This window comes from Acidovorax sp. Root219 (assembly GCF_001428665.1).
GTDB lineage: Bacteria > Pseudomonadota > Gammaproteobacteria > Burkholderiales > Burkholderiaceae_C > Acidovorax.
The window spans coordinates 183050-203597 of the sequence record NZ_LMIJ01000024.1; the positions used below are offsets into that span (position 1 = coordinate 183050).

The following is a 20548-nucleotide window of genomic DNA, read 5'->3' on the forward strand; positions in this document are numbered from 1 at the left end:
TCTGAAATTCAGCAGTTCGGCTGGGTTTCGATTTATTTTCGGGCAGCGGCGGCAGGCGCAGCAGGGGCGGCGGCCTCGGGCAGCGGCTTCATGTGCAGGCCGGAAAACCGGGCCACGATGTGCAGTTGCTGGCCGCCACGCTGGGTGTCGTCCACCACCTTGATCTCGACCTTGTCCATGACCAGCAGGGTGGGCGACTGCGCCAGGGCGATCTGCAGGCGCGGCAACTGCTGGGGCACGCCGTTGAAGCGCGCCGTGAGGGACATGCGCGAGATGCTGCCCTTGGGTGCATCCGAAAAGTCCGAAAGGTCGATGTTGTCGAAGTACAGCCCCTGCAGCAGCTTGGTCACCTGCTGCTGCATGGCGTTGACGGAGTCGGTGATGTCATTGGCCACGAACAGCTGCGCCTGCACGGGCGTGTAGCTGCCGCCCACCTGTTCGGCGTTGGCCTGCACCTTCTTGTCCAAGTCCAGGGTGTTCTGGTTGCTTTCCAACAGGGTCTGCAGGTCGCTGGCCTGCTCGCGGTGCTCCAGGTAGCCGGTGAGGCGCTGGTCCACGAGTGCGGCAATCAGCAGCAGCACAACGACGGGAAAGGCAAAGTACTTGATGCCGTGGGCGGCATGCACCCGCTTGAGATCGCGCTTCATCATGGTTGGGAGGCCCCCGATGCGGGTGGCTGTGCCGGTGCGGGAACAATGGGTTTGGGCGCTTCCTTGCGCGACTGCAGGTGGATCTGCGGGGTGCTGGCGGCCAGGTATTCGGGCACGGGGAAGTCGGTCCAGGCGCCAAAGCCTGCGAGCGGCCGCTCCTGCAGCCATTTCACGCTCGCTTCATTGCCCTGGCCCGCCAGCGCGACCACGCCATTGTCGGAGCTGAAGTACTGCAAAGTGGCCGGAGGCGGCGGGAAATACGCAACCAATTGCGAGAACGGGCCCAATGCGGAGGGGGATTCGCGCGCCGTGTTGACGGCCTGCACCGCATCGGCCATGCGCAGCGTGCGGGCCTTGAGCAGCTTGGCTGCCTCGACCTTGGGCAGGTCCTTGCGCACGCGGTCGCGGCCCTCTTCGATCTGGCGCACCAGGCGCCCGTCGTGCCAAACCATGAGCGCCAGGCCCGCCAGGCCGGCGGCGCCCAGCCCCACGCTGAGCACCTTGAGCGCCTGCACCATGTCGTTGTGCGTGTGGCGCACGATGATGCCGCCCTGGTCCGAGCGCCAGAGTTTTTCGAGCAGGTCGCTGTGGGAGGCCGCGGGCAGTACGTGGTGCTGATAGTCGGCCCAGGTCTGCGGCTCGGCGGCGTAGCCCTTGGGCGTGGTCAGTTGCACCGGGCGGCCGGGTGCGCTGTCGGCCGGCGTGCCCAGGGCGGCCAGTTCCACCTGCAGGGTCTGGGCCAGGTGTTCGTTGGTGTCGCCCGCGTCGAGCACGCGGGTGCGCAGCATGGTGCCGTTGGCGCCGTACACATGCAGGTACTGGTCCGAGGCATCGGCCTCGACCACGGCGCGCAGCGAGGCGGGTTGTTTGGCCACCATGCGCTGGAACAGCTGGGCGCGGGCGTACAGCTCCACCAGGTCGAGGCGGCAGGCGCTGCTGATGCGCTCAATCTCGGTCACCCAGTCCTTGTGCATCCACATCAGCGAGGTGCCCTCGGCGCCGCCGAAGGCGTCCACCTGGGTGCGCGTGTCGCTGGCCGGGAAGGGCAGCGAGGGCGGCGCGCCTGCGCCCTGCGTGCTGGGCGGCACGATGCCCAGGATGTCACCGGCCAGCACCCAGTGCGCGCGCGTGGCTGGCGGGATCTTCCAGCGCGTCACGCAGTCGGCCAGCTGCTGCTGCAATTGCGACGAAAACCCGTCTCCCTCGGGCAGGGGCACCGAGAGCTCATGCGCACGCTTCCAGCCCAGCAGCCCGCGGTAGAAATGCAGGATGCACAGGCTGTGCGGTGAGAGGGAGAGCACGAGCTGGTGGCGCCAGCCGGCTGAGGGGGAAAAATTGCGCATCGGTTGAGGTTTCAATCTGATCGAGGTGTTCTTTTCGGGCTGCCTTCGGGTGTTCGGTCGGTCCCGGGGCCGGCAATGGTCAGCGGGCGCTTACATCGACAACGGAGTCCACCACGCTGTACTTTCCACCCTGCAGGACCAGGGTCGCCACAAGGGTCGCACCCGTGGGCCGGGGCCCCCCAAGGCGCAACCGCGCCTTGGCGGCCGTGGGCGGGCCCGCCATGTCAGCCGCGATCAGGCCCGTGCCGGCGGTCCACTGCTGGGCCAGCGCTGCCGTGATGGAGGTGCCCGAGCGGCGCATGGTGGCCAGCCGCTGCAGGTGGTCGTCCGTGAGATTGCCCAGGGTCTGCAGCAGCACGACGGGCGTGGTGTCCAGCCGCACCTTGCGGTTCTTGGTGCCCACCACCAGCAGGTCCTGCAAACCCACGGGAACCTGGGTCGTGCCGCCCCGCACCAGGGAGCGCGGTATCTCGTTCCAATCCGTCAATTCTCGCATGCTTGAAAATCCGGTCGTTCCTCGCGCATCCATCACCCGGTTCTTGAACTCCATGGTCAGCAGCGCCAGCTCGCGTGCACGCTCCGGGGCCGTGCCCAGCAGCGCGAACAGCCGCTCCCACTCCTGGGCGGTCAGGTCGTTGGCGTCGGGCAGGCCGCTGGCATCCTGCAGCTCGACCGTGAACGGCTGGCGGCCCAGCGTGGCTTCGTAGCGGGCGGTGGGGGTGGTGCCGGCAGCGGCCGCTGCCGCCGTGCCGCGGGATGAGGGCGCCGTGCCCGGTGCGGCTGCGGGCGGCGCACCCGGTTCGGGCAGGCGCCACAGCGGCCAGTTGCGGCGCACTTCTTCGGGCAAGGGCGGGTTGGCGCCCGCCACGGCCGAGGCAACGCCCAGCTGCAGGGCGGTGTAGGCGGCGGCCGACTGCAGCACATAGCCTTCCTGCAGCGCTTCTTTTTCGCGGGCGAGCAACTGGGCGTCCAGTCGCAGCGAGACCGAGACGCCCAGCACCACTGTGGTCACCACGGCCATCAGGCCCAGCGCAAACAGCAGGATGTAGCCGCGCTCGGCCGCGCCTCGTCCCGCGCGGGCACGCCGCTGCAGCTGCCTGGTGTGTTGCAGGGTGCGGGCGGTCATGGCGCAGTCGCCTCGCCGCGTGCGCTGTACACCAGGGCCGGCATGTCGTTGCGCACGCCCGACAGCCCCAGGCGCAGCAGGTCCGGTGGCTGGCGCAGTTGCTCCCACTTGGCCAGCCAGGTCGGGATGGGCTTGCCTTCGCGGTTGGGCATGCGGGTCAGGTACGAGAAGGCACACATGCGCAGGCCCGAGGCCAGCACGCTGGTGTCCAGCAGCGTCGGGGCCGGTTGCCTGTTGTTGTTGGTGGCCACCGCCAGCGTCTTGACCCGGTGCACCAGCACCATGGTGCCGCCGCCTTCGGCGGTTTCGCAGGCGTATTCCACGCGCGCGATGGCCGGAGCCGCCCCGGGCGTGCCCATCACCGGGTGCAGGGTGTCGAACTCCAGCGTGGTGGCGCTGCCCTTGACGGCGAAGCCACGGGTGGTCCATTCATGGCGCAGGATGCGCTCGGCGCCGCGCACTTCTTCGCGCGAGCGGGCGCGGTCGTTGTTGCGGCCATAGAAGTCGAGCGCGGTGGACATGGCCGAGGCCCCGATCACCGCCACCACGGCCGAGATGGCGAGCGCCACCATCAGCTCCAGCAGCGTAAAGCCGGTCTGGGTGCCTGCAAGGGGATGGCTGCGCTGGCTCCTCATGGCGTGGGCCGCACGGGGTTTTGCGGGTTCTGCGGGGTCGACGACGTGGGGGCCGCGCCGCCTGCCGCGCGCTCGCCCGGCGGGGGCGGTGCCAGGCGGTAGCTGTTCAGCCGGTAGACCTGCTGGTTGCCCTTGGGGCCCCAGAAGACCTCGACCTCCACCTCTTCGAGCTTTTGCCGGAACGCGGGAATCCGCTCCTGCTGGGCGCGCGTGAGCGCCTCGAATGGGCGCAGGTGGATGCGGTAGCCGAAATCGGTGCCCGCATAGCCCTGGTCCACGGCGTCGTCGGCGACGCTGAAGGTGGGGTTGGCCAGCGCTTCGTCAAGCTTGGCCTGGGCCAGTGCCATGGCGGCCGTGTGGCCGTTGATCTTGTCGTCCAGGCGCGCCGTGCCCGAGATCGCGGTGAACGCGATCGCCAGGCCAAAGCCGATCAGCACCATGGCCACCAGCACCTCCAGCAGCGTGAAGCCGTGCTGCTGCTGCAGGGGGCGTGGCCAGGCCGACAAGGGCTTACTGCTCGGTCGGCGCGGCATCTTTTCTTTCAATGCGCCCGCTGATGCGGGCCATGCGGAACTGCTGCTGCACGCCCGAGGGGGTGCGCACGAGGAAGGCCGCCTCCTGTGCGGTGCCATCGGGGTAGAACAGGAGTTGCAATGTTTCGTCTTCGGCACGGGTGGCCGTGGCAGCCGTGCGCGGGCGGGTGTCGGGGCTGGCGACGAAGCGGTAGCTGCCGGGCAGCTCCAGCACATTGCCGGCTGCTGTGGCGATGCGCCCCGAGTCGAAGTACAGCGTGGCCTCGACCGATGCGCCGCTGAGCACGGCCCGGTTGCGCAGGCGCTTGAGCTCCTGCTGCGTGCGGTCGAGCCAACGGCGCTCCTCGGCGCGGCCGGCCAACTGGTCCACCGAGACCATGGCCAGGCCCGTGCCGATGCCCACGAGCACCAGCACCAGCAGCAGTTCTAGCAGCGTGAAACCGGCGGATGCTTTCGCCGCCGGGCCGCCCCAAGGCGAAAAGCCACCCCCTCGGGGGGCAGCGACCCGCGCAGCGGCGGAGCGCGGGGGCACTATTTTCTTCATGCGCAACCGCACTGGCTCCGGGATGGCTTATTCCCAGCTGCGGATGTCGGCGTCGTCGCCCGTGCCGCCTTCCTTGCCGTCGGCGCCCAGGGACGAGATCTCGTAGTCGCTCTTTTCGCCAGGCGAACGGTAGACGTAGCTGTTGCCCCAGGGGTCCTTGTCCACCTTCTTCTTGAGGTAAGGGCCGCGCCAGCGGGCGGCCTCGGCCGCGTCGGCCGGCTTGTCCGACAGGGCGGCGATGCCCTGCTCGGTGTTCGGGTAGCGCGACATGTCCAGGCGGTAGGTGTCCATGGCGGCGCCCAGCATTTCGATCTGGGTGCGCGCGGCCTTGACCTTGGAGGCGTCGAGCTGGCCGAACAGGCGTGGGCCGACCAGCGAGGCCAACAGGCCCAGGATGACCATGACGATCAGCAACTCGATCAGCGTGAAGCCGCCGGCGCGGCGCAGCGAGGGCTTGCGGGAAGGGATCTGGAAGGGGATATGCATTGAAAAAACCTACTTGCTACTTCACTTGTTCATTCACAGGGGCATGTCGTTGATCGAGAAGATGGCGGTCAGCATAGACACCACGATGGTGCCGATCAGCCCGCCCATCAGCAGGATCATCATGGGCTCGAACAGCGCCACCAGGTTGCGGGTGGCCTTCTGGATGTCTTTCTCATACTGGTCGGCCACCTTCACGAGCATGGCATCGAGCGCACCCGATTCCTCGCCCACCGCGGCCAGTTGGCCCAGCAGGCGGGGAAAGAACGGGTCCGCCCGCACCGGGCCCGATACGCCCTTGCCTTCCTGCACGGCCCGCACCAGCCGGTCGAGCGCCTTGCGCAAAGGGATGTGCTCGGTCAGCTCGCGCACGATGCGCATGCCGGTGAGTATCGGAACCCCGCTGGCCAATAGAGTTCCCCACGTGCGGCAGACATGGGCCAACTGGATCTTGAGCAGCAGGGGCCCCAGGATGGGCATGCGCAGCAGCAGCAGTTGCCAGCGCTCGCGCCATTTCTCGTCGCGCAGGGCCATCACGAAGCCGGTGAGAGCCAAGGCGATCACCGCCAGGATGTACAGGCCATAGGTCTTGAGGAACTCGCCGGTGCCGATCAGCACGGCTGCCGCCATGGGCAGCTCCTGGTGCATGTCGGTGAAGATTTGGCCGAACTTGGGCAGCACGAACACCGTGAGCCCGAGCAGTGCGCTGACGCCGAAGAAGAACAGCAGCACCGGGTAGATCGACGAAGTGACCAGGAACGAGCGGAACTCGATGCTGCGGGTATAGAACTCCACCAGCCGCTGCATCACCACGGGCAGCACGCCGCCTTCTTCGCCCGCGCGCACCATGTTCACGTACAGGCGCGGGAACACCGAGGGGTGGCGCATGAAGGCATCGCCCAGGGAATTGCCCTTTTCCACATCGACCACCACGGCCTGCATCACGCCGCGAAAGAAGGGCTGCTCGATGCTACTCTGGCAGATGTGCAGCGCCCGGTCCAGCGGCAGGCCGGCGTCGAGCAAAGTAAGCAGTTGCTCCGTCATGGCCAGCACATGCTTGATGCCTACGCGCTTGCTGCCGCCGCCGAGCGAGGCCGTCCAGGAGATGCCGCTTGCGGCCGGCTTCGCGTCGGCCGCAAGCGGCAGATGCTGGGCGGTGTCGGTAGGCAGCGGGCTGCCGCTGTCGACCAGGGGCGGCTGGCTGGCGCCCGCTGCACTGGGGCGGGGTCTCACGTCATCTCCTGGCGGGTGACGCGCGCCAGCTCTTCCAGCGTGGTGACGCCGGCCAGCACCTTGCCGATGCCGTCGGCCCGCATGGTGCGCACACCCTGCTCGATGGCCTTGCGGCGCACGCCTTCGGCGGGCAGCTTCTGGATGATGGCTTCCTTGATCGCCGTGGTCATGGGCAGCATTTCATAGATGCCCGTACGGCCGATGTAGCCCGACTGGCCGCAGTGGTGGCAGCCCTTGCCGTGGAACAGCTCGGTCACCTGGTGTGCCTGCACGCCTTCTTCGGCCAGGAACAAGAGGTCGGCCGAGGTGGGCGTGGTGCCCTCCCGGCAGTGCGGGCAGATCATGCGCACCAGGCGCTGCGCCACGATCAGCACCACCGAGGAGGCGATGAGGTAGCTTTCCACCCCCATCTCCATGAGCCGGTGAGGTGCGCCGAACGAGTCGTTGGTGTGCAGGGTCGAGAACACCAGGTGGCCCGTGAGGGCGGACTGGATCGAGATCTCGGCCGTTTCGCGGTCGCGGATTTCGCCGACCATGATGATGTCCGGGTCCTGCCGCACGATGGAGCGCAACGCGCTCGCAAACGTCAGGTCGATCTGCGACTTGACCTGGATCTGGTTGATGCCGTCGATCTGGTACTCGACCGGGTCTTCCACCGTGATGATCTTGTTACCCGGCAGGTTCACCTTGCCCAGCGAGGCGTACAGCGTGCTGGTCTTGCCGCTGCCGGTGGGGCCGGTCACGAGGATCATGCCGTGCGGCTGCACGATGGCGGCCTCCAGCATGGCCAGCGCCTCGGCGTTCAGGCCGAGCGAGTCCATGCCCATCATGCCGGGGCCCTGGTCCAGCAAGCGGATGACCATGCTTTCGCCATACACCGTGGGCACGGTGGAGACGCGCATGTCGATCTGGCGGCCGCCGACTTCCATCTTCATGCGGCCGTCCTGCGGCAGGCGGCGCTCGGCGATGTTCATCTTGGCGCGCAGCTTCAGGTGCGAGATGGACGCCATGTACATGCGCCGGGGCGGCGATTCTGCGTCGAACAGCACGCCGTCGATGCGGTAGCGCACGCGGAACTTCTGCTGCGAGACTTCCAGGTGCAAATCCGACGCTCGGCTTTCCACCGCGCGCAGCAGCAGCGACTGCACCAGGCGCACCACGGGGGCATCTTCGGCCAGGGCCTTCAGGGTTTCGAGGTCGTCGTCCTGGTTGTCGGAGCCCGAGGCGTTCTCGTCGTCGAAGGCGGCCAAGTTGGCGTTTTCGGGCCGGTAGATCTGGTCCAGGCCGGAATGGATCCACATGCGTGGCGCCAGGTGCAGGCGCGTGGGCACGGTGAAGAACTGCTTGAGGGCATCGAGCGCCGCCAGTTGCACTGGCACGCTGGAGGCTATGTGCACCACCTCGTCCGACACCGAGAACGGCAGCAGCGAGTTGGAACGCAGGAAGGCCGGCGACAGCCCCTCGATGGGGGCCACGTCCTGCAGCGCATGCGTCATGGTGTTGAGCAGCGGCACCTTCAAGTTGCGCGCGAACTGGGCCAGAAGCTCTGCTTCCTGGTTGCCGGCGTCATCGGTGCCGATGGGGAGACTGCTCATAGTTGCTATGGGAATGGCCGGTTCGGCACGGGGGACTTGGGGTGGAAAGGGGTTTGCCAGCAGCCCAAGGCCTGTGGCATGGGCGCTGCGCGACCCGCCCAGCCACGGGCTGGGGGCGTTCTGGCACCACTCGGCATTGTAGTTTGTTCGCCTTTCCCGGGGCACCCCCTGCATGGGTGGGCTTGTGCCGGGGCTCGTAACAAAGACGAGTTCTTGTTAATGGGCCGGCTCAGATCGCCAGAGGATCCACGTCCACCAGCCAGCGGATCAGCCCTTTGTGGGCCGGATCGCTGCGCGTTGCCTGCATCACGGGCTGCCAGGTGGCCAGAAAACGCTGCAGGGCGGCCCGGCTCGGGCTTTCCAGCAGCATCTGGGCGCGCTCCACGTTGGCGATGCGCTGGATGGTCAGCGGCACCGGCGGGTACAGGGTGACATGGTCCAGCCCCGGCAGGCCATGCTCCCGGGCGGCGGCACTGGCGGCGGTCAGGAAGCCCTGGGCCACTTCCTGGGTGCGGGCGTCGGCGCGCACCAGGGCCTGGTAGGCGAAGGGCGGCATGCCCGCCTCCTGGCGCTCCTGGAGCTGCTGGGCGGCGAAGGCTGGGTAGTCGTGCGTGCGCAGCGCCTCGAACACCGCGTGCTGGGGGTGAAAGCTCTGTACCCACATCTCGCAGGGGGCCCCGCCCTGGGCGGCCATGTAGGCCGCATCGCGCCCGGCGCGTCCGCCGGCCTGCATGAGCAGGGCGAACAGGCGCTCGGCCGCGCGAAAGTCGCTGGAGAACAGCGCGCCGTCGGGCTGCACCGCCGCCACCAGGGTGATGCGGCGAAAGTCGTGGCCCTTGGCGATCATCTGCGTGCCCACCAGTACGTCCACCTCGCCCGAGTGCACCTGCGCCAGCTGGCTCTCGAGTGCGCCCTTGGCCTTGGTGGTGTCGGCATCGATGCGGGCGATGCGCGCGGGCGAACCATCGGGGCGCAGCACCTCGGACAGCAGGCCGCCCAGTTGCTCCTCCAACTGCTCGGTGCCCCGGCCCATGGACAAGATGTCGGGGCTACCGCAGGTAGGGCAGTGGCGCGGCACGCGCACGGTGTAGCCGCAGTGGTGGCAGCGCAGGGTGCGGTCGGTCTTGTGGAACACCTGGTGCGCGCTGCAGTGGGGGCAGTCGCTCTTCCAGCCGCAGTCGGCGCAGTGCAGCACGGGGGCGTAGCCGCGGCGGTTGAGCAAAATCATGCTCTGCTCACCGCGCTGCACCCGCTCGGTGATGGCGGCCAGCAAGGGGGCGGTGAACACCGCGCGCCGGGGCTGCTGGTTCATGTCCACCCGGCGCACGCGCGGCAGTTGGCCCGCGCCGATGCGGCTGGGCATGTGCAGGCGCAGGTAGCGGCCGCCCTCCGGGTCTTCGGGCGTAGGCGGGCGGCTGGCGTGCCAGCTCTCCAGCGAGGGCGTGGCCGAACCCAGCAGCACCTTGGCACCCTGCTCGCGCCCGCGCCATATGGCCAGGTCGCGTGCGGAGTAGCGGGCACCCTCCTGCTGCTTGTAGCTGGGGTCATGCTCCTCGTCCACGATGATCAGGCGCAGCCCGGGCAGGCTGGCGAACACCGCCATGCGCGTGCCCAACACGATGCGCGCGGTGCCGCTGTGCGCGGCCAGCCAGCTCTTGAGGCGCTGCGGGTTGGTCATGCCGCTGTGCAGCGAGACCACGGCCTGGGCGCCGAAACGGGGTGCGAAACGGGCGGTGAAGCGCTCTTCGAGCTGCGGGGTGAGGTTGATCTCGGGCACCATCACCAGGGCCTGGGCGCTAGGGTCGGCGTCCAGCACCTCCTGCACGCAGCGCAAGTAGACCTCGGTCTTGCCGCTGCCGGTGCTGCCGAACAGCACGAACGGGCCTTTTTCGGCGGCGATCAGCGCGCGCGCGCTTTCCTGCTCGGGCGTCAGGGCCACGGTGGGCAGGTCCTGGCTGGTGTCGCCAACGGGCGCGGCCGGGCGGCGCAGGCGCCGGGCCAGTTGCTCCGGCCCCAGGTCGCGCAACTGCGGCGGCAGGGCCGCCAGGGCCACCTCGCCCAGCGAGCGCTGGTAGTAGCGTGCCGCAAACCCCACCAGGCGGCGCCAGGGCGCATCGAGCGGCGCCACGCCGGCCAGCACCCCGGCAATGGCGCGCATGGTGGCGCCCTCGGGCAGCTCGCCGGTGGCTTCGTCGCTGTCCCAGACCACGCCCAGCACCTCGCGCGTGCCAAACGGCACCCGCACCAGCGTGCCCGGCGGCAGGGCCTCGGGGCTGGCGTAGCTCAGCAGATCGCCCACGCCGCTGTGCGAGGGCGCGTGCAGGGCCACATGGACGATGGTGGTGGGGGGCAAGGTCAAGGGATCAGGGGTGTGCGGCGACCGCGCAGGAGCGGTAAGGCAACCGGGAATCGTACGCGAATCCTCCAGGTCGCCGGGCGCACGGGCGGCCTGCGCAGCTTGCGTGCGCTAGTTCATGTCCTGTGGCGATGTGGGCGCCAAGTGCATGATCGCGCTGCGTTTTTCCAGTCATCCCACAATTCTGTGGATAACTTTGTTGACATCCTGTCTTCACCACGGCCCAGGCCGCATGGATACTGGGCCTGAACAGATTGCCTGTTAATCCGGCAGTGCCAAAAAATCCATATGAATCAATCATCTGATGATTTTTTGGGCGATTTTTTGTGTTAACGGCATCGATCCAATTTTTGCTGCGCCGCATCACGTTTTGTGTGCATAAGTGCAGTTGGCTAGGTTCGTCAAGAGGACATTGGGCGTGCTTTCTGTGTTAGCCGACGAGGCGAGATATCCACTGATTTCTGCGATATCGCACGCAAGTGCTTGATTTATCAAGGGTTTCCCGAGAAGTTCAGGAAATCTGTGGATAACTTTGTTGATATCTCCCGTGCTCAGACCGCCAGCCCTTGAAGGACCGCGCTTTCGCTAGGTTGCCTGCCAAAAGTGCAACCGGTGGATGCCTATACAAATCAAGCACTTGCGACATGGTGAAAATAAAGTGCTGCCGTGGAAACCGCGCGATAGAATTTTTCAAGGATGGGCTGTCGGTGTGCACAACCCTGGCTATTCCTGGTCCTGGGATGGCTTTTCTGACAGCCTTTCTTACCCAAATCAGTGGGCCTGCCGGGGCCAGCGGCATTTTCGGCCGGCGCGCCCCACGGTGCAGGCGCAGGGGCGGGGCGGATCACCCGGCCGTCGGTTCCGCCGCACTCTGCCAAGTCATCCCAGGATTTTGTGGATAACTTTGTTGACATCCTGCCTCCATGGCTCCGCAAGCCGCATGGGTGCTGGGCTCCAACAGAATGCCTGTCAAAGTGGCAGGGTCAAAAAATCCATATGAATCAATCATCTGAGGATTTTTACAGCGCTTTCCTGTGCTAGGGCAACGCCTGCTGCTTTTGCTGCGCCGCGTCACGGTTTGTGTGCATAAGTGCAGTTGGCCCGGTTCGTCAAGGGGCGGTTGGCCCTGGTTTTTATGCTAGGGCTGCAGGGCGACATCCAGTGTTTTCTGTCATTTCGGCTGCAAGTGCTTGATTTCACGGGGTTTTCACAAGAAATCCAGAAATTCTGTGGATAACTTTGTTGATATCCCCGGTGTTTGGCCCACCGACCCTTGCAAAGCCGTGCTTCCGGTAGATTGCCCAGCAAAAGTGCACTCGGTGAATGCCTATACAAATCAAGCACTTGCAGCAGTGCGAAAAAAAAGGGCCGTCACGCAGACGGCCCGATTGATTTTTTCGCAGATGCACCGCTGGTGTGCACAACCCAGGCTATTCCTGGCGCTGGAGGGCGGCTTTTCAGCCTCCGGCGCGCTGGCTGCGGGAATACTGGTGCACGGTCTCGACCAGCGCCGCCACATGCTCGGGCGGGGTGAACTGGCTGATGCCATGCCCCAGGTTGAAGATGTGCGTGGGCCCGGTGCTGCTGCGATCGGTGTGCGGCGTGCCGAAGCTGTCGAGCACCCGGCGCGCCTGCGCGGCGATCTGCTCGGGTGGGGCAAACAGCACATTGGGGTCGATATTGCCCTGCAGGGCCTTGCCCGGGCCGCCCACGGCGCCGCCCACCAGTGCACGGGCGCGCGCCAGGTTCGCTGTCCAGTCCAGGCCCAGCACCTCGCAGTCCAGCGGCTTCATGTCTTCCAGCCACAGGGCGCCGCCTTTGGTGAAGACCAGGCGGGGCACGTCGGTGCCGTCCACGCCGGTGCGTTTGAGCTGTGCCAGCACCCGGGCCGTGTAGGCCAGGCTGAACTCCTGGAAGGCGCCGTCGGCCAGCACACCACCCCAGCTGTCGAAAATCATCACCGCCTGGGCGCCCGCGTCGATCTGGGCATTCAGGTAGGCCGCCACGGCGTCGGCGTTGGTCGCCAGGATGCGGTGCATCAGGTCGGGGCGGGCGTACATCAGGCTCTTGACCATGCGGTAGTCGTCGCTGCCCTTGCCCTCGACCATGTAGCAGGCCAGCGTCCAGGGGCTGCCCGAAAAACCGATCAGCGGCACGCGGCCGTTCAGCGCCTTGCGGATGCTGGTGACGGCGTCGAACACATAGCGCAGCTTGTCCATGTCGGGCACGGCCAGCTCGTCCACGGCGGCCTCGTCACGCACCACCCTGGCAAAGCGCGGACCCTCGCCTTCGGCGAACGACAGGCCCAGGCCCATGGCGTCGGGCACGGTGAGGATGTCGCTGAACAGGATGGCCGCGTCGAGCGGGAAGCGGGCCAAAGGCTGCAGCGTCACCTCGGTCGCGTAGTCCACATTGGTGGCCAGGCCCATGAAGCTGCCGGCCTTGGCGCGCGTGGCCTTGTACTCGGGCAGATAGCGGCCCGCCTGGCGCATCAGCCATAGGGGGGTGTAATCGGTGGCCTGGCGGCGGCATGCGCGCAGGAAGGTGTCGTTGGAGAGGGGGGCAAAGCTCATGCCCCGATTGTCGCAGGGCCGTGGAGAGCGTTCTTGCCCCAGCCGAACAGGTTCCGTGAGGACTGCGTTCGCAGATGCTTCGGCGTTGTGCACCCGACCGATCCGTGCCAAGTGCGCGGCCCTGCAAGCGCCACCGTGGATCCGGCTTTGCCGGTCCACTGGAGGCGTCCCCCTCAGGGGGAAGACGCGAAGCGGCTCAGGGGGAGCTACCGCTCGGCGATGTAATGCGACATGCGTGCCACTTCGCCGGGCGCCAGGTAGGCGCGCACCTCGGTTTCTAACGCCTGGTCGGCCATGGTGGCGCGGGCGCGCTGGTGCAGGTAGTCGGCCCATGACTCGACGATGAAGCGCTCCACATAGCGCGAGGGCTCGCCCAGGTCCTTGTACACGCGCCAGAAAGTGGCGCCGTCGCGCCGGCGCGGCGCCTTCATGCGGCTGATGGTGTCCAGGAAGTCGGCGTCGTTGCCCGGCGCGATGCGGTAGCCCACTTCCACAGCCACCGGGCCGGCCTCGGGCAGTGGCTCTGCCTCAATGAAGAGTTCATCCCAGGGCGTCGCCTGCGTCACCTCGTGCAGGGCGCCCATGCGCAACGGCATGGGGCGCGCCAACAGCAGGCCTGCGCCCATGATGGCGGCGGCGACACAGAGCGTGGGCGCGAGGCCCACGATGTCCGAAGCCGCACCCCAGAAGGCCGAACCGATGGCGAAGGCGCCCAGCGCCGCCACCATGTGCATGGCCACCGCACGCGAGCGCACCCAGGGCGGGGCGCTGGCCTGGGTGGCGGTGTTGAAGGTGGACATGGCCGACATCCAGGCCGCGCCCCCCAGCACCATGGCCAGGTACACCACCCAGGCGGTGTGCGAGAACGCCGCCACCAGCATCGCCCCGGCGAACACCAGGCAGGCCACGTTGACGATGGCATCCAGGCTGAAGCGGGCGCGCAGCTTTCCGATGACCAGGCCCACGGCCACGGCGCCGGTGCCCAGGCAGCCCATGAGCAGCCCGAAGCCCTGGGCGCCCGTGCCTAGCTGGCGCTGGGCGATCACGGGCAGCAGCGCCCACAGGGCCGAACCCGCCGCGCTGTACGCCATCACGCGCACCAGCTGCGCCAGGATCATGCGCGAATGCCAGGCAAAGCGCAGCCCGCTCAGGGTGCCGCCCCACAGGCGCTCGGCCGGCAGCCGCGTCGGGGCATGCGGGCGCGGGGGCCAGCGGCGGATGGATTCCCACATCACCACGGTGGTGCACGCCGCCACGGCGAACACCCAGCCTGCCCCCAGCTGCGCGAACACCAGCCCGGCCAGCGTGGGGCCCACGGCGCGCGCGGCGTTGTAGGCGATGCTCACGGCGGTGATGGCCTGCGGCCATTCCTCGCGCGGCACCGGGTCGATGACCGAGGAGTTCCAGGCCGGCGTGAGCACGGCTGTGCAGCATCCGCAAACGAACACCAGGAACAGCACCGACGCCGGCCCGCCCCAGCCCATCAGCACCAGCAGGGCCAGCAGGCTGCAGGCGCCGATCTGCGCCAGCAGCGCGCCGGAGATCAGCCGGCGCCGGTCCGTGGTGTCGGCCAGCACACCCGCTGGCAGGGCCAGCAGGAACATGGGCATGAACACCGCGGTCTGCACCAGCGCGGCCAGGAAAGAGGAGCCCGTGAGCTCCACCATCAGCCAGGCGGCCGCCATGGTCTGCATGCCGCTGCCGATGAAGAACACCCCGCCGCACAGCCACAGGCCCCTGAATGCAGGTTGGCGCAAGGGGCTCCAGAGCGAGGTGGATGTGGACATGGATGCGGAGTGGGATTCTTATATAGAGGAGGTGCGCGCTGCACCTGTAGCCACAGGATAGCGTTACCAGCCGCCTTTGGCGTGGCACAACCCTTCGATTGCCTGTACATCGGCCAATGAATTGGCCTACTCGATGTGCCGCCCGCCCCTGAGCCGGTAGGTGCGCGGCACATCGGTGCGGGTGGCCACCAGGGCCTCGGCCTGGCGCTGCAGGTGGGCCAGGCTGGCATCGAGCGCTTCGACCGCGCCCGCGTCCAGCCCGGCCAGCAGGCCCTGGTTGAGCGCCTTGATCTGTGGGAACAGGGCGTCGTGCACCGCCTGGCCTGCCGGGGTGAGCGAAAGCACGGCCTGGCGCCGGTCGCCCGGCATGGCATCGCGGGTGATGAGTTTCTTGGCCAGCAGCGAGGTGATGGCGCGCGAAGTGCGCGCACGGTCCAGCCCCAGGCGCTGGGCCAGCTCGGCCGGGGGCATGCCCGGGTGCTCGGCCAGCCACATCAACAGGCCCCACTCCCGGCGCGTGATGCCATAGCCGCCCTCGCACAGGCGCACCACCAGGCTGCCGGCCACCGCCAGCAGGCGGTTCAGGCGGTACATCAGCAGGTGCTGGGCCGCCTCGGGGTCGGCCAGCCGGGGCGGGGTGGCGGGTTCGGGTGCGGGCATCAGGGTATGTCCGGGCAATGGTTGTTTAGATCAATCCATTGTGGGCCCGATACAGTGCGCCATTCCTTCTATCGATATTCATCCGGGAGCGCCGCCATGTGGAAACCGCCTGCCTTCATCCTCACCGCCGCGCTCGCGCTGTCGGCCTGCCTGGCCCACGCCCAGGAGGCCCCGCTGCGCATCATCGTCGGCTATGCGCCCGGCGGCTCCAGCGACCGGGTCGCCCGCATCGTGGCCGACAAGCTGCAGGCCAAGCTCGGCTCGCCCGTGATCGTGGAGAACCGCACCGGCGCCGGCGGCCGCCTCTCGGCCCAGGCCGTCAAGAGCGCGCCGGCCAACCAGCCCGCGCTGCTGCTGGCCAACCCGGCCGTGATGCTGGTGGCGCCGCTGGTCTTCCCTGATGCGGGCTACGACGCCGAGCGCGACTTCCGCCCCGTGAGCCATGTCAACAGCTACGAGTTCGGCGTGGCCGTCTCCAGCGCCGTGCCCGTGCGCGAGCTGCCACACCTGATCGCCTGGCTGCGTGCCAACCCCGACAAGGCCAACTTCGGCGTGCCTGCCACGGGCAGCCTGCCGCACTTCTTCGGCCTCATGGTGGGCGATGCCGCCAAGGTCAATGCCGAGGTGATCGGCTACCGGGGTTCGGCCCCCCTGCTCAACGACCTGATCGGCGGCCAGGTGCCGGTGGCCTTCGACACCTTCGACACCCTGCTGCCCCAGCACGAGGCGGGCAAGATCCGCATCCTCGCGGTGTCGAGCGCCAAGCGCAGCCCGCTCGATCCGAAGATCCCGACCTTCAAGGAAGGTGGCCTGGACCTGGCCGCCACGGGCTGGAACACCTTCTTCGCGCCCATGAGCATGCCCAAGGCCCAGGCCGAGCGCTTGGCCGGCCTGATCCACGAGGTGATGAAGGACCCCGACACCCGCCGCAAGTTCGAGGCCGCCAAGATGGAGCCCGTGGCCAGCAGCATGGCGCAGACCGAGGCCATGCTCAAAGCCTACCGTGCGCAATGGGCACCCGTGGTGCAACGTTCGGGCTTCAAACCCTGAGGCCCCCATGCAGCACCAGCGCCCCAATATCATCTTCATCGTCGCCGACGACCTGGGCTATGCCGACCTGGGCTGCTACGGCGGTCGCGAGGCCGCCTTCGGCCCGGTCTCGCCCGTGCTCGACGGCCTGGCCGCGCAGGGCCTCAAGCTCACGCAGGGTTATTCCAACTCCCCCGTGTGCTCGCCCACGCGCTTCGCGCTGATGACCGCGCGCTACCAGTACCGCCTGCGCGGCGCGGCCGAAGAGCCCATCAACAGCAAGAGCCGGGGCAGCACCACGCTGGGCCTGCCGCCATCGCACCCCACGCTGCCCTCGCTGCTGCGCGCCGGCGGCTACCGCACGGCGCTGATGGGCAAGTGGCACCTCGGCTACCCGCCGGCCTTCGGGCCGCTGCAGTCGGGCTACGAGGAGTTCTTCGGCCCCATGTCGGGCGGGGTGGACTACTTCACGCACTGCAGCTCTGCCGGGCAGCACGATCTTTACCTGGGGGAGGAGGAGGCGCAGCAGGACGGCTACCTCACCGACCTTATCACCGACCATGCGCTGGATTTTGTGGAGCGCATGGCGCCCGGCGCCCAGGCGGGCACGCCGTTCTTCCTGAGCCTGCACTACACCGCGCCGCACTGGCCCTGGGAAACACGCGACGATGCCGCGCTGGCCGAGGAGGTGCGCCAGAACCTGTTCCACCTGCACGGCGGCAACATCGAGACCTACCGCCGCATGATCCACCACATGGACGAGGGCATCGGCCGCATCATGGAATCGCTGGCCCGCCACGGCATCGATCGCGACACACTGGTGGTCTTCACCAGCGACAACGGCGGCGAGCGTTTCTCGGACAACTGGCCCCTGGTGGGCGGCAAGATGGACCTGACCGAGGGCGGTATCCGCGTGCCGTGGATCGCCCACTGGCCCGCCGTGATCGCGCCGGGCGGCGAGAGCGTGCACAGCTGCATGACCATGGACTGGTCCGCGACGATGCTCGACGCGGCCGGCGTGGCCGCCGATGCGGATTACCCGCTCGACGGCACCTCGCTGATGCCGCTGCTGCGCGATGCCGACTGGGAGTGCGAGCGCCCGCTGTTCTGGCGCATGAACCACCGTGGCCAGCGCGCCATGCGCGAAGGCGAGTGGAAGTACCTGCGCGTGGACGGCAACGACTACCTCTTCAACCTGGCCGACGACGAGCGCGAGCGTGCCAACCGCGCCCAGGTGGACCCCGGGCGCCTGGCGGCGATGCGCGCGGCATGGGAGGTGTGGAACGCCACCATGCCGGCCATCCCGGAAGACGCGACGGTCAGCCTGGGTTATTCCGTCAAGGACATGCCCCAGCGCTGAGGCCGCTTACTGCGCAGCAGGCGCTATCGGCGCAGCCACATGCTCGCGCCGCTGCACGATCACAAAGCGGTCGGCCACGAAAGCCAGGCTGGTGTAGGTGGCGTTGGCGGCCGGGTTGCCGCCCGTGGCGTGGTAGTCCGAGAACGATGCGGACTGGTTCACGAACACGCCCTGGGTGAGGTTGATGGACAGGGCCACGCGCGTGCGCCGGCCCAGGGCCACGGCGGCATCGATGTAGGCGCGGTCAGTGGAGTACACGCCCAGGGTCAGCGCGCCACGAGTGCGCAGCGTGGCCTCGGCCACCTGCAGGCTGGCCGCGCCCGAATCGGTGGCCACCAGGTAGGACACGGGGCCGAAGCATTCCTCACCATAGATGGCGCTGTCGGCCTGCTCCAGCGCCACGATCACCGGCGTGTGGATCTGCGCGCTGGCGAACTCGGGGTGGGGCAGGGCGCGCGAGGCCAGCACCAGGCGGCCCTGGCTGCTCGCCTGCTGCATGCGCGCCACGGTCTCGGGCGAACCCACGGCGCCCAGCACCGAGGTGGCCACGCGCGGGTTCGAGGCCAGCTCGGTCACGGCGGCGGCCAGGTCCTCGCCCACCTGCTCGAAACTCTTGTGCCCTTCGTCGGTGGCAATGCCGCCGCGCGGCACCAAAATGTTCTGCGTGGTCGTGCACATCTGGCCGCTGTACAGCGACAGCGTGAACGCCAGATTGCGCAGCAGCGCCGCATACTGGTCGGTCGATTCGATGATGACGGTGTTCACCCCGGCCATTTCGGCATACACGCGCGCCTGGCGGGCGTTGTCGATGAGCCAGTGGCCGAACTGGTTGCTGCCCGTGAAGTCGATGCTGGCCACCGCGCTGTGCGTGGCCAGGGCCTGCGTGTCTTCGGCGCGGGGGCTCAGGGCCAGCGTCACGGTGTTCGGGTCCAGCCCCTGCTCGGCCAGCACCTCGCGCAGGATGTTCACCGAGATCGCGGCCGGCAGCACGGCATTGGGATGCGGCTTGACGATGACCGGGTTGCCCGTGGCCAGCGCCGCGAACAGGCCGGGGTAGGTGTTCCAGGTCGGAAAGGTGGCACAGCCTATCACCAGCGCCACGCCGCGGCCCACGATCTCGTAGTGCTTTTGCATCACCAGCGACGGGTTCTTGCCCTGGGGCTTGTCCCAGATCGCTTCGCCGGGCACGTCGGCCATGGCCTTCCAGGCGTAGGCAATGGCTTCGAGCGCGCGGTCCTGTGCATGCGGACCACCCGCCTGGAAGGCCATCATCGGGCCCTGGCCGGTTGTCAGCATCACGGCATGCGCGATCTCGTGGCTGCGGCGGTGGATGCGCGTGAGCGCCTCCAACAGCACGCCCACGCGGCCCCGTGCACCCAGCGCCTGCCAGGCCGGTTCGGCGGCCTGGGCTGCGGCCACCAGCGCGTGCACGTCGCAATCGGGGTAGCGCACGTCCAGCGCCACGCCATAGGGCGAGCGCTCCGTGGCCAGCCGGCCCCGCTCGCCGGGTTGCTGCAGCGGGAAGTCCTTGCCCAGCAAGGCAGCCACGGCCGCCTGGCCATCGGCCTGGCCGGTCTCGCCATAGACCTTGGGCGAGGGCGCTTCGGGGAAGGGCGTCCAGTGGCCGCGCGTCGCCAGGGCATTGATGGCTCCGTCCAGCAGAGCGCGGTGGGTATCGAACAGGGGCATGTATTTGTCTCCGTTAAGGGTTTGCCCTGAGGGGTTTGACTTGCATCAGGGTTGTGGAAAGTTTATTCTCTACCGAACGGTCGGTCAATAATGTTTGCGATCGATCAAGACCACTTTCCCTCACCCCTGGCAGGCAGGAGCATCCATGTCCGAACCCCTGGTCCTCGTAACGCAGTCGGGCGCCGTGCAAACACTGGCGCTCAACCGGCCGGCCGCGCTGAACAGCTTCACCGCCGATTTGCATGCGCAGCTGCTGGCAGCCCTGGAGGCCGCTGCGGCCAACGCCGAGGTGCGCTGCGTTGTACTCACGGGCACGGGCCGGGCCTTCTGCGCCGGCCAGGACCTGGCCGACCCCGCCGTGGCGCCCGACCTCACGCCCGGTGCACCGGCCAAGGACCTGGGCGAGGTGATCGACAAGCTCTACGGCCCGCTGTGCCAGCGCATCCGTAGCATGCCCATTCCGGTCATCGCCGCCGTGAACGGCGTGGCTGCGGGCGCCGGGGCCAACCTGGCCCTGGGCTGCGACCTGGTGCTGGCCGCGCGCTCGGCCAGCTTCATCCAGGCCTTCACCAAGATCGGCCTGGTGCCCGACACCGGCGGCACCTGGCTGCTGCCGCGCCTGGTCGGCCGCGCCCAGGCCCTGGGCCTGGCGCTGTTGGGCGACAAGCTGCCCGCGCCCGAGGCCGAACGCCTGGGCCTGATCTGGCGCTGCGTGGACGACGCGGCGCTGCAGGACGAAGCCCAGGCCCTGGCCCAGCGCCTGGCCGCCATGCCCGTCAAGGCGCTGGTGGCCACGCGCAACGCGATGGACGCTGCGGCGCAGATGGACTTCGGCCAGGCCCTGGCGCACGAGGCTGCACTGCAGCGCACGCTGGGGGCTTCCGTCGACTACCGCGAGGGCGTCGAAGCCTTCATCGGCAAGCGCGCTCCCGTGTTCAAAGACCGCTGAGTA

The 20548-nt window shown here is 68.0% G+C and carries 17 protein-coding genes; 3 read left to right on the top strand and 14 right to left on the bottom strand.

All coding sequences use genetic code 11. The features are described from left to right. Positions 1–32: 32 nt before the first annotated feature. From ASE28_RS22940 to ASE28_RS23000, 13 genes are all read right to left on the bottom strand, one after another. On the bottom strand, positions 33–650 hold the full coding sequence (locus ASE28_RS22940) for a hypothetical protein (protein WP_157422090.1): 618 nt from the start codon (positions 648–650) through the stop codon (positions 33–35). Continuing rightward, complete coding sequence (locus ASE28_RS22945; protein WP_057268601.1) at positions 647–1993, bottom strand: hypothetical protein; 1347 nt, start codon at positions 1991–1993, stop codon at positions 647–649. Before ASE28_RS22945 ends, ASE28_RS22940 begins: the two co-directional genes overlap by 4 nt. A gap of 79 nt (positions 1994–2072) precedes the next feature. Continuing rightward, positions 2073–3119: a hypothetical protein gene (locus ASE28_RS22950; RefSeq protein WP_057268602.1), complete on the bottom strand. Its 1047-nt coding sequence runs from the start codon at positions 3117–3119 to the stop codon at positions 2073–2075. Beyond that, a complete protein-coding gene (locus ASE28_RS22955; RefSeq protein ID WP_057268603.1) occupies positions 3116–3754 on the bottom strand; it encodes a type II secretion system protein J in 639 nt (212 codons plus the stop codon). Before ASE28_RS22955 ends, ASE28_RS22950 begins: the two co-directional genes overlap by 4 nt. Next, complete coding sequence (locus ASE28_RS22960) at positions 3751–4260, bottom strand: prepilin-type N-terminal cleavage/methylation domain-containing protein (RefSeq protein ID WP_057268604.1); 510 nt, start codon at positions 4258–4260, stop codon at positions 3751–3753. Before ASE28_RS22960 ends, ASE28_RS22955 begins: the two co-directional genes overlap by 4 nt. Positions 4261–4264: 4 nt before the next feature. Beyond that, positions 4265–4831, bottom strand: a complete 567-nt coding sequence (locus tag ASE28_RS22965) for a prepilin-type N-terminal cleavage/methylation domain-containing protein (protein ID WP_082608206.1) — start codon at positions 4829–4831, stop codon at positions 4265–4267. Between the two features lie 27 nt (positions 4832–4858). Continuing rightward, a complete protein-coding gene (gene gspG, locus ASE28_RS22970; protein WP_057268606.1) occupies positions 4859–5317 on the bottom strand; it encodes a type II secretion system major pseudopilin GspG in 459 nt (152 codons plus the stop codon). A gap of 33 nt (positions 5318–5350) precedes the next feature. Then, on the bottom strand, positions 5351–6547 hold the full coding sequence (locus ASE28_RS22975; RefSeq protein WP_057204026.1) for a type II secretion system F family protein: 1197 nt from the start codon (positions 6545–6547) through the stop codon (positions 5351–5353). After that, on the bottom strand, positions 6544–8142 hold the full coding sequence (locus ASE28_RS22980; RefSeq protein WP_057268607.1) for a GspE/PulE family protein: 1599 nt from the start codon (positions 8140–8142) through the stop codon (positions 6544–6546). Before ASE28_RS22980 ends, ASE28_RS22975 begins: the two co-directional genes overlap by 4 nt. A gap of 229 nt (positions 8143–8371) precedes the next feature. Further along, positions 8372–10495, bottom strand: a complete 2124-nt coding sequence (priA, locus tag ASE28_RS22985; protein WP_057268608.1) for a primosomal protein N' — start codon at positions 10493–10495, stop codon at positions 8372–8374. A gap of 1460 nt (positions 10496–11955) precedes the next feature. Further along, positions 11956–13071 carry a uroporphyrinogen decarboxylase gene (hemE, locus tag ASE28_RS22990; protein WP_057268609.1) on the bottom strand — a complete coding sequence of 372 codons (1116 nt, stop codon included), beginning with the start codon at positions 13069–13071 and terminating at the stop codon, positions 11956–11958. A gap of 206 nt (positions 13072–13277) precedes the next feature. Beyond that, positions 13278–14858 (bottom strand): MFS transporter, encoded by a 1581-nt coding sequence (locus ASE28_RS22995; RefSeq protein WP_057268610.1) that lies wholly within the window; start codon positions 14856–14858, stop codon positions 13278–13280. A 126-nt stretch (positions 14859–14984) separates the two neighbouring features. Next, the gene (locus tag ASE28_RS23000) at positions 14985–15518 is read right to left on the bottom strand and encodes a MarR family winged helix-turn-helix transcriptional regulator (RefSeq protein WP_057268611.1); all 534 of its coding nucleotides are present in this window, start codon (positions 15516–15518) and stop codon (positions 14985–14987) included. A gap of 96 nt (positions 15519–15614) precedes the next feature. Here ASE28_RS23000 and ASE28_RS23005 point away from each other — a divergent pair, with 96 nt between their 5' ends. Then, positions 15615–16568: a Bug family tripartite tricarboxylate transporter substrate binding protein gene (locus tag ASE28_RS23005; protein WP_057268612.1), complete on the top strand. Its 954-nt coding sequence runs from the start codon at positions 15615–15617 to the stop codon at positions 16566–16568. 7 nt (positions 16569–16575) lie between these two features. Further along, positions 16576–17907 carry a sulfatase gene (locus tag ASE28_RS23010; RefSeq protein ID WP_057268613.1) on the top strand — a complete coding sequence of 444 codons (1332 nt, stop codon included), beginning with the start codon at positions 16576–16578 and terminating at the stop codon, positions 17905–17907. 6 nt (positions 17908–17913) lie between these two features. Here ASE28_RS23010 and paaN read toward each other — a convergent pair whose 3' ends face one another. Continuing rightward, complete coding sequence (gene paaN / locus ASE28_RS23015) at positions 17914–19596, bottom strand: phenylacetic acid degradation protein PaaN (RefSeq protein ID WP_057268614.1); 1683 nt, start codon at positions 19594–19596, stop codon at positions 17914–17916. A 145-nt stretch (positions 19597–19741) separates the two neighbouring features. On the opposite strand from paaN, the gene ASE28_RS23020 reads away from it, so the two are divergent. Next, entirely contained in the window at positions 19742–20545 is an 804-nt protein-coding gene (locus tag ASE28_RS23020; protein WP_057268615.1) for an enoyl-CoA hydratase-related protein, read from the top strand. The last annotated feature ends 3 nt before the right edge of the window (positions 20546–20548 follow it).

Coding starts and splice junctions, on each gene's coding strand:
- ASE28_RS22940 (WP_157422090.1), bottom strand. CDS start 650: ATGATGAAGCGCGATCTCAAGCGGGTGCATGCCGCCCACGGCATCAAG.
- ASE28_RS22945 (WP_057268601.1), bottom strand. CDS start 1,993: ATGCGCAATTTTTCCCCCTCAGCCGGCTGGCGCCACCAGCTCGTGCTC.
- ASE28_RS22950 (WP_057268602.1), bottom strand. CDS start 3,119: ATGACCGCCCGCACCCTGCAACACACCAGGCAGCTGCAGCGGCGTGCC.
- ASE28_RS22955 (WP_057268603.1), bottom strand. CDS start 3,754: ATGAGGAGCCAGCGCAGCCATCCCCTTGCAGGCACCCAGACCGGCTTT.
- ASE28_RS22965 (WP_082608206.1), bottom strand. CDS start 4,831: ATGAAGAAAATAGTGCCCCCGCGCTCCGCCGCTGCGCGGGTCGCTGCC.
- gspG (WP_057268606.1), bottom strand. CDS start 5,317: ATGCATATCCCCTTCCAGATCCCTTCCCGCAAGCCCTCGCTGCGCCGC.
- ASE28_RS22980 (WP_057268607.1), bottom strand. CDS start 8,142: ATGAGCAGTCTCCCCATCGGCACCGATGACGCCGGCAACCAGGAAGCA.
- hemE (WP_057268609.1), bottom strand. CDS start 13,071: ATGAGCTTTGCCCCCCTCTCCAACGACACCTTCCTGCGCGCATGCCGC.
- ASE28_RS22995 (WP_057268610.1), bottom strand. CDS start 14,858: ATGTCCACATCCACCTCGCTCTGGAGCCCCTTGCGCCAACCTGCATTC.
- ASE28_RS23000 (WP_057268611.1), bottom strand. CDS start 15,518: ATGCCCGCACCCGAACCCGCCACCCCGCCCCGGCTGGCCGACCCCGAG.
- ASE28_RS23005 (WP_057268612.1), top strand. CDS start 15,615: ATGTGGAAACCGCCTGCCTTCATCCTCACCGCCGCGCTCGCGCTGTCG.
- ASE28_RS23010 (WP_057268613.1), top strand. CDS start 16,576: ATGCAGCACCAGCGCCCCAATATCATCTTCATCGTCGCCGACGACCTG.
- paaN (WP_057268614.1), bottom strand. CDS start 19,596: ATGCCCCTGTTCGATACCCACCGCGCTCTGCTGGACGGAGCCATCAAT.
- ASE28_RS23020 (WP_057268615.1), top strand. CDS start 19,742: ATGTCCGAACCCCTGGTCCTCGTAACGCAGTCGGGCGCCGTGCAAACA.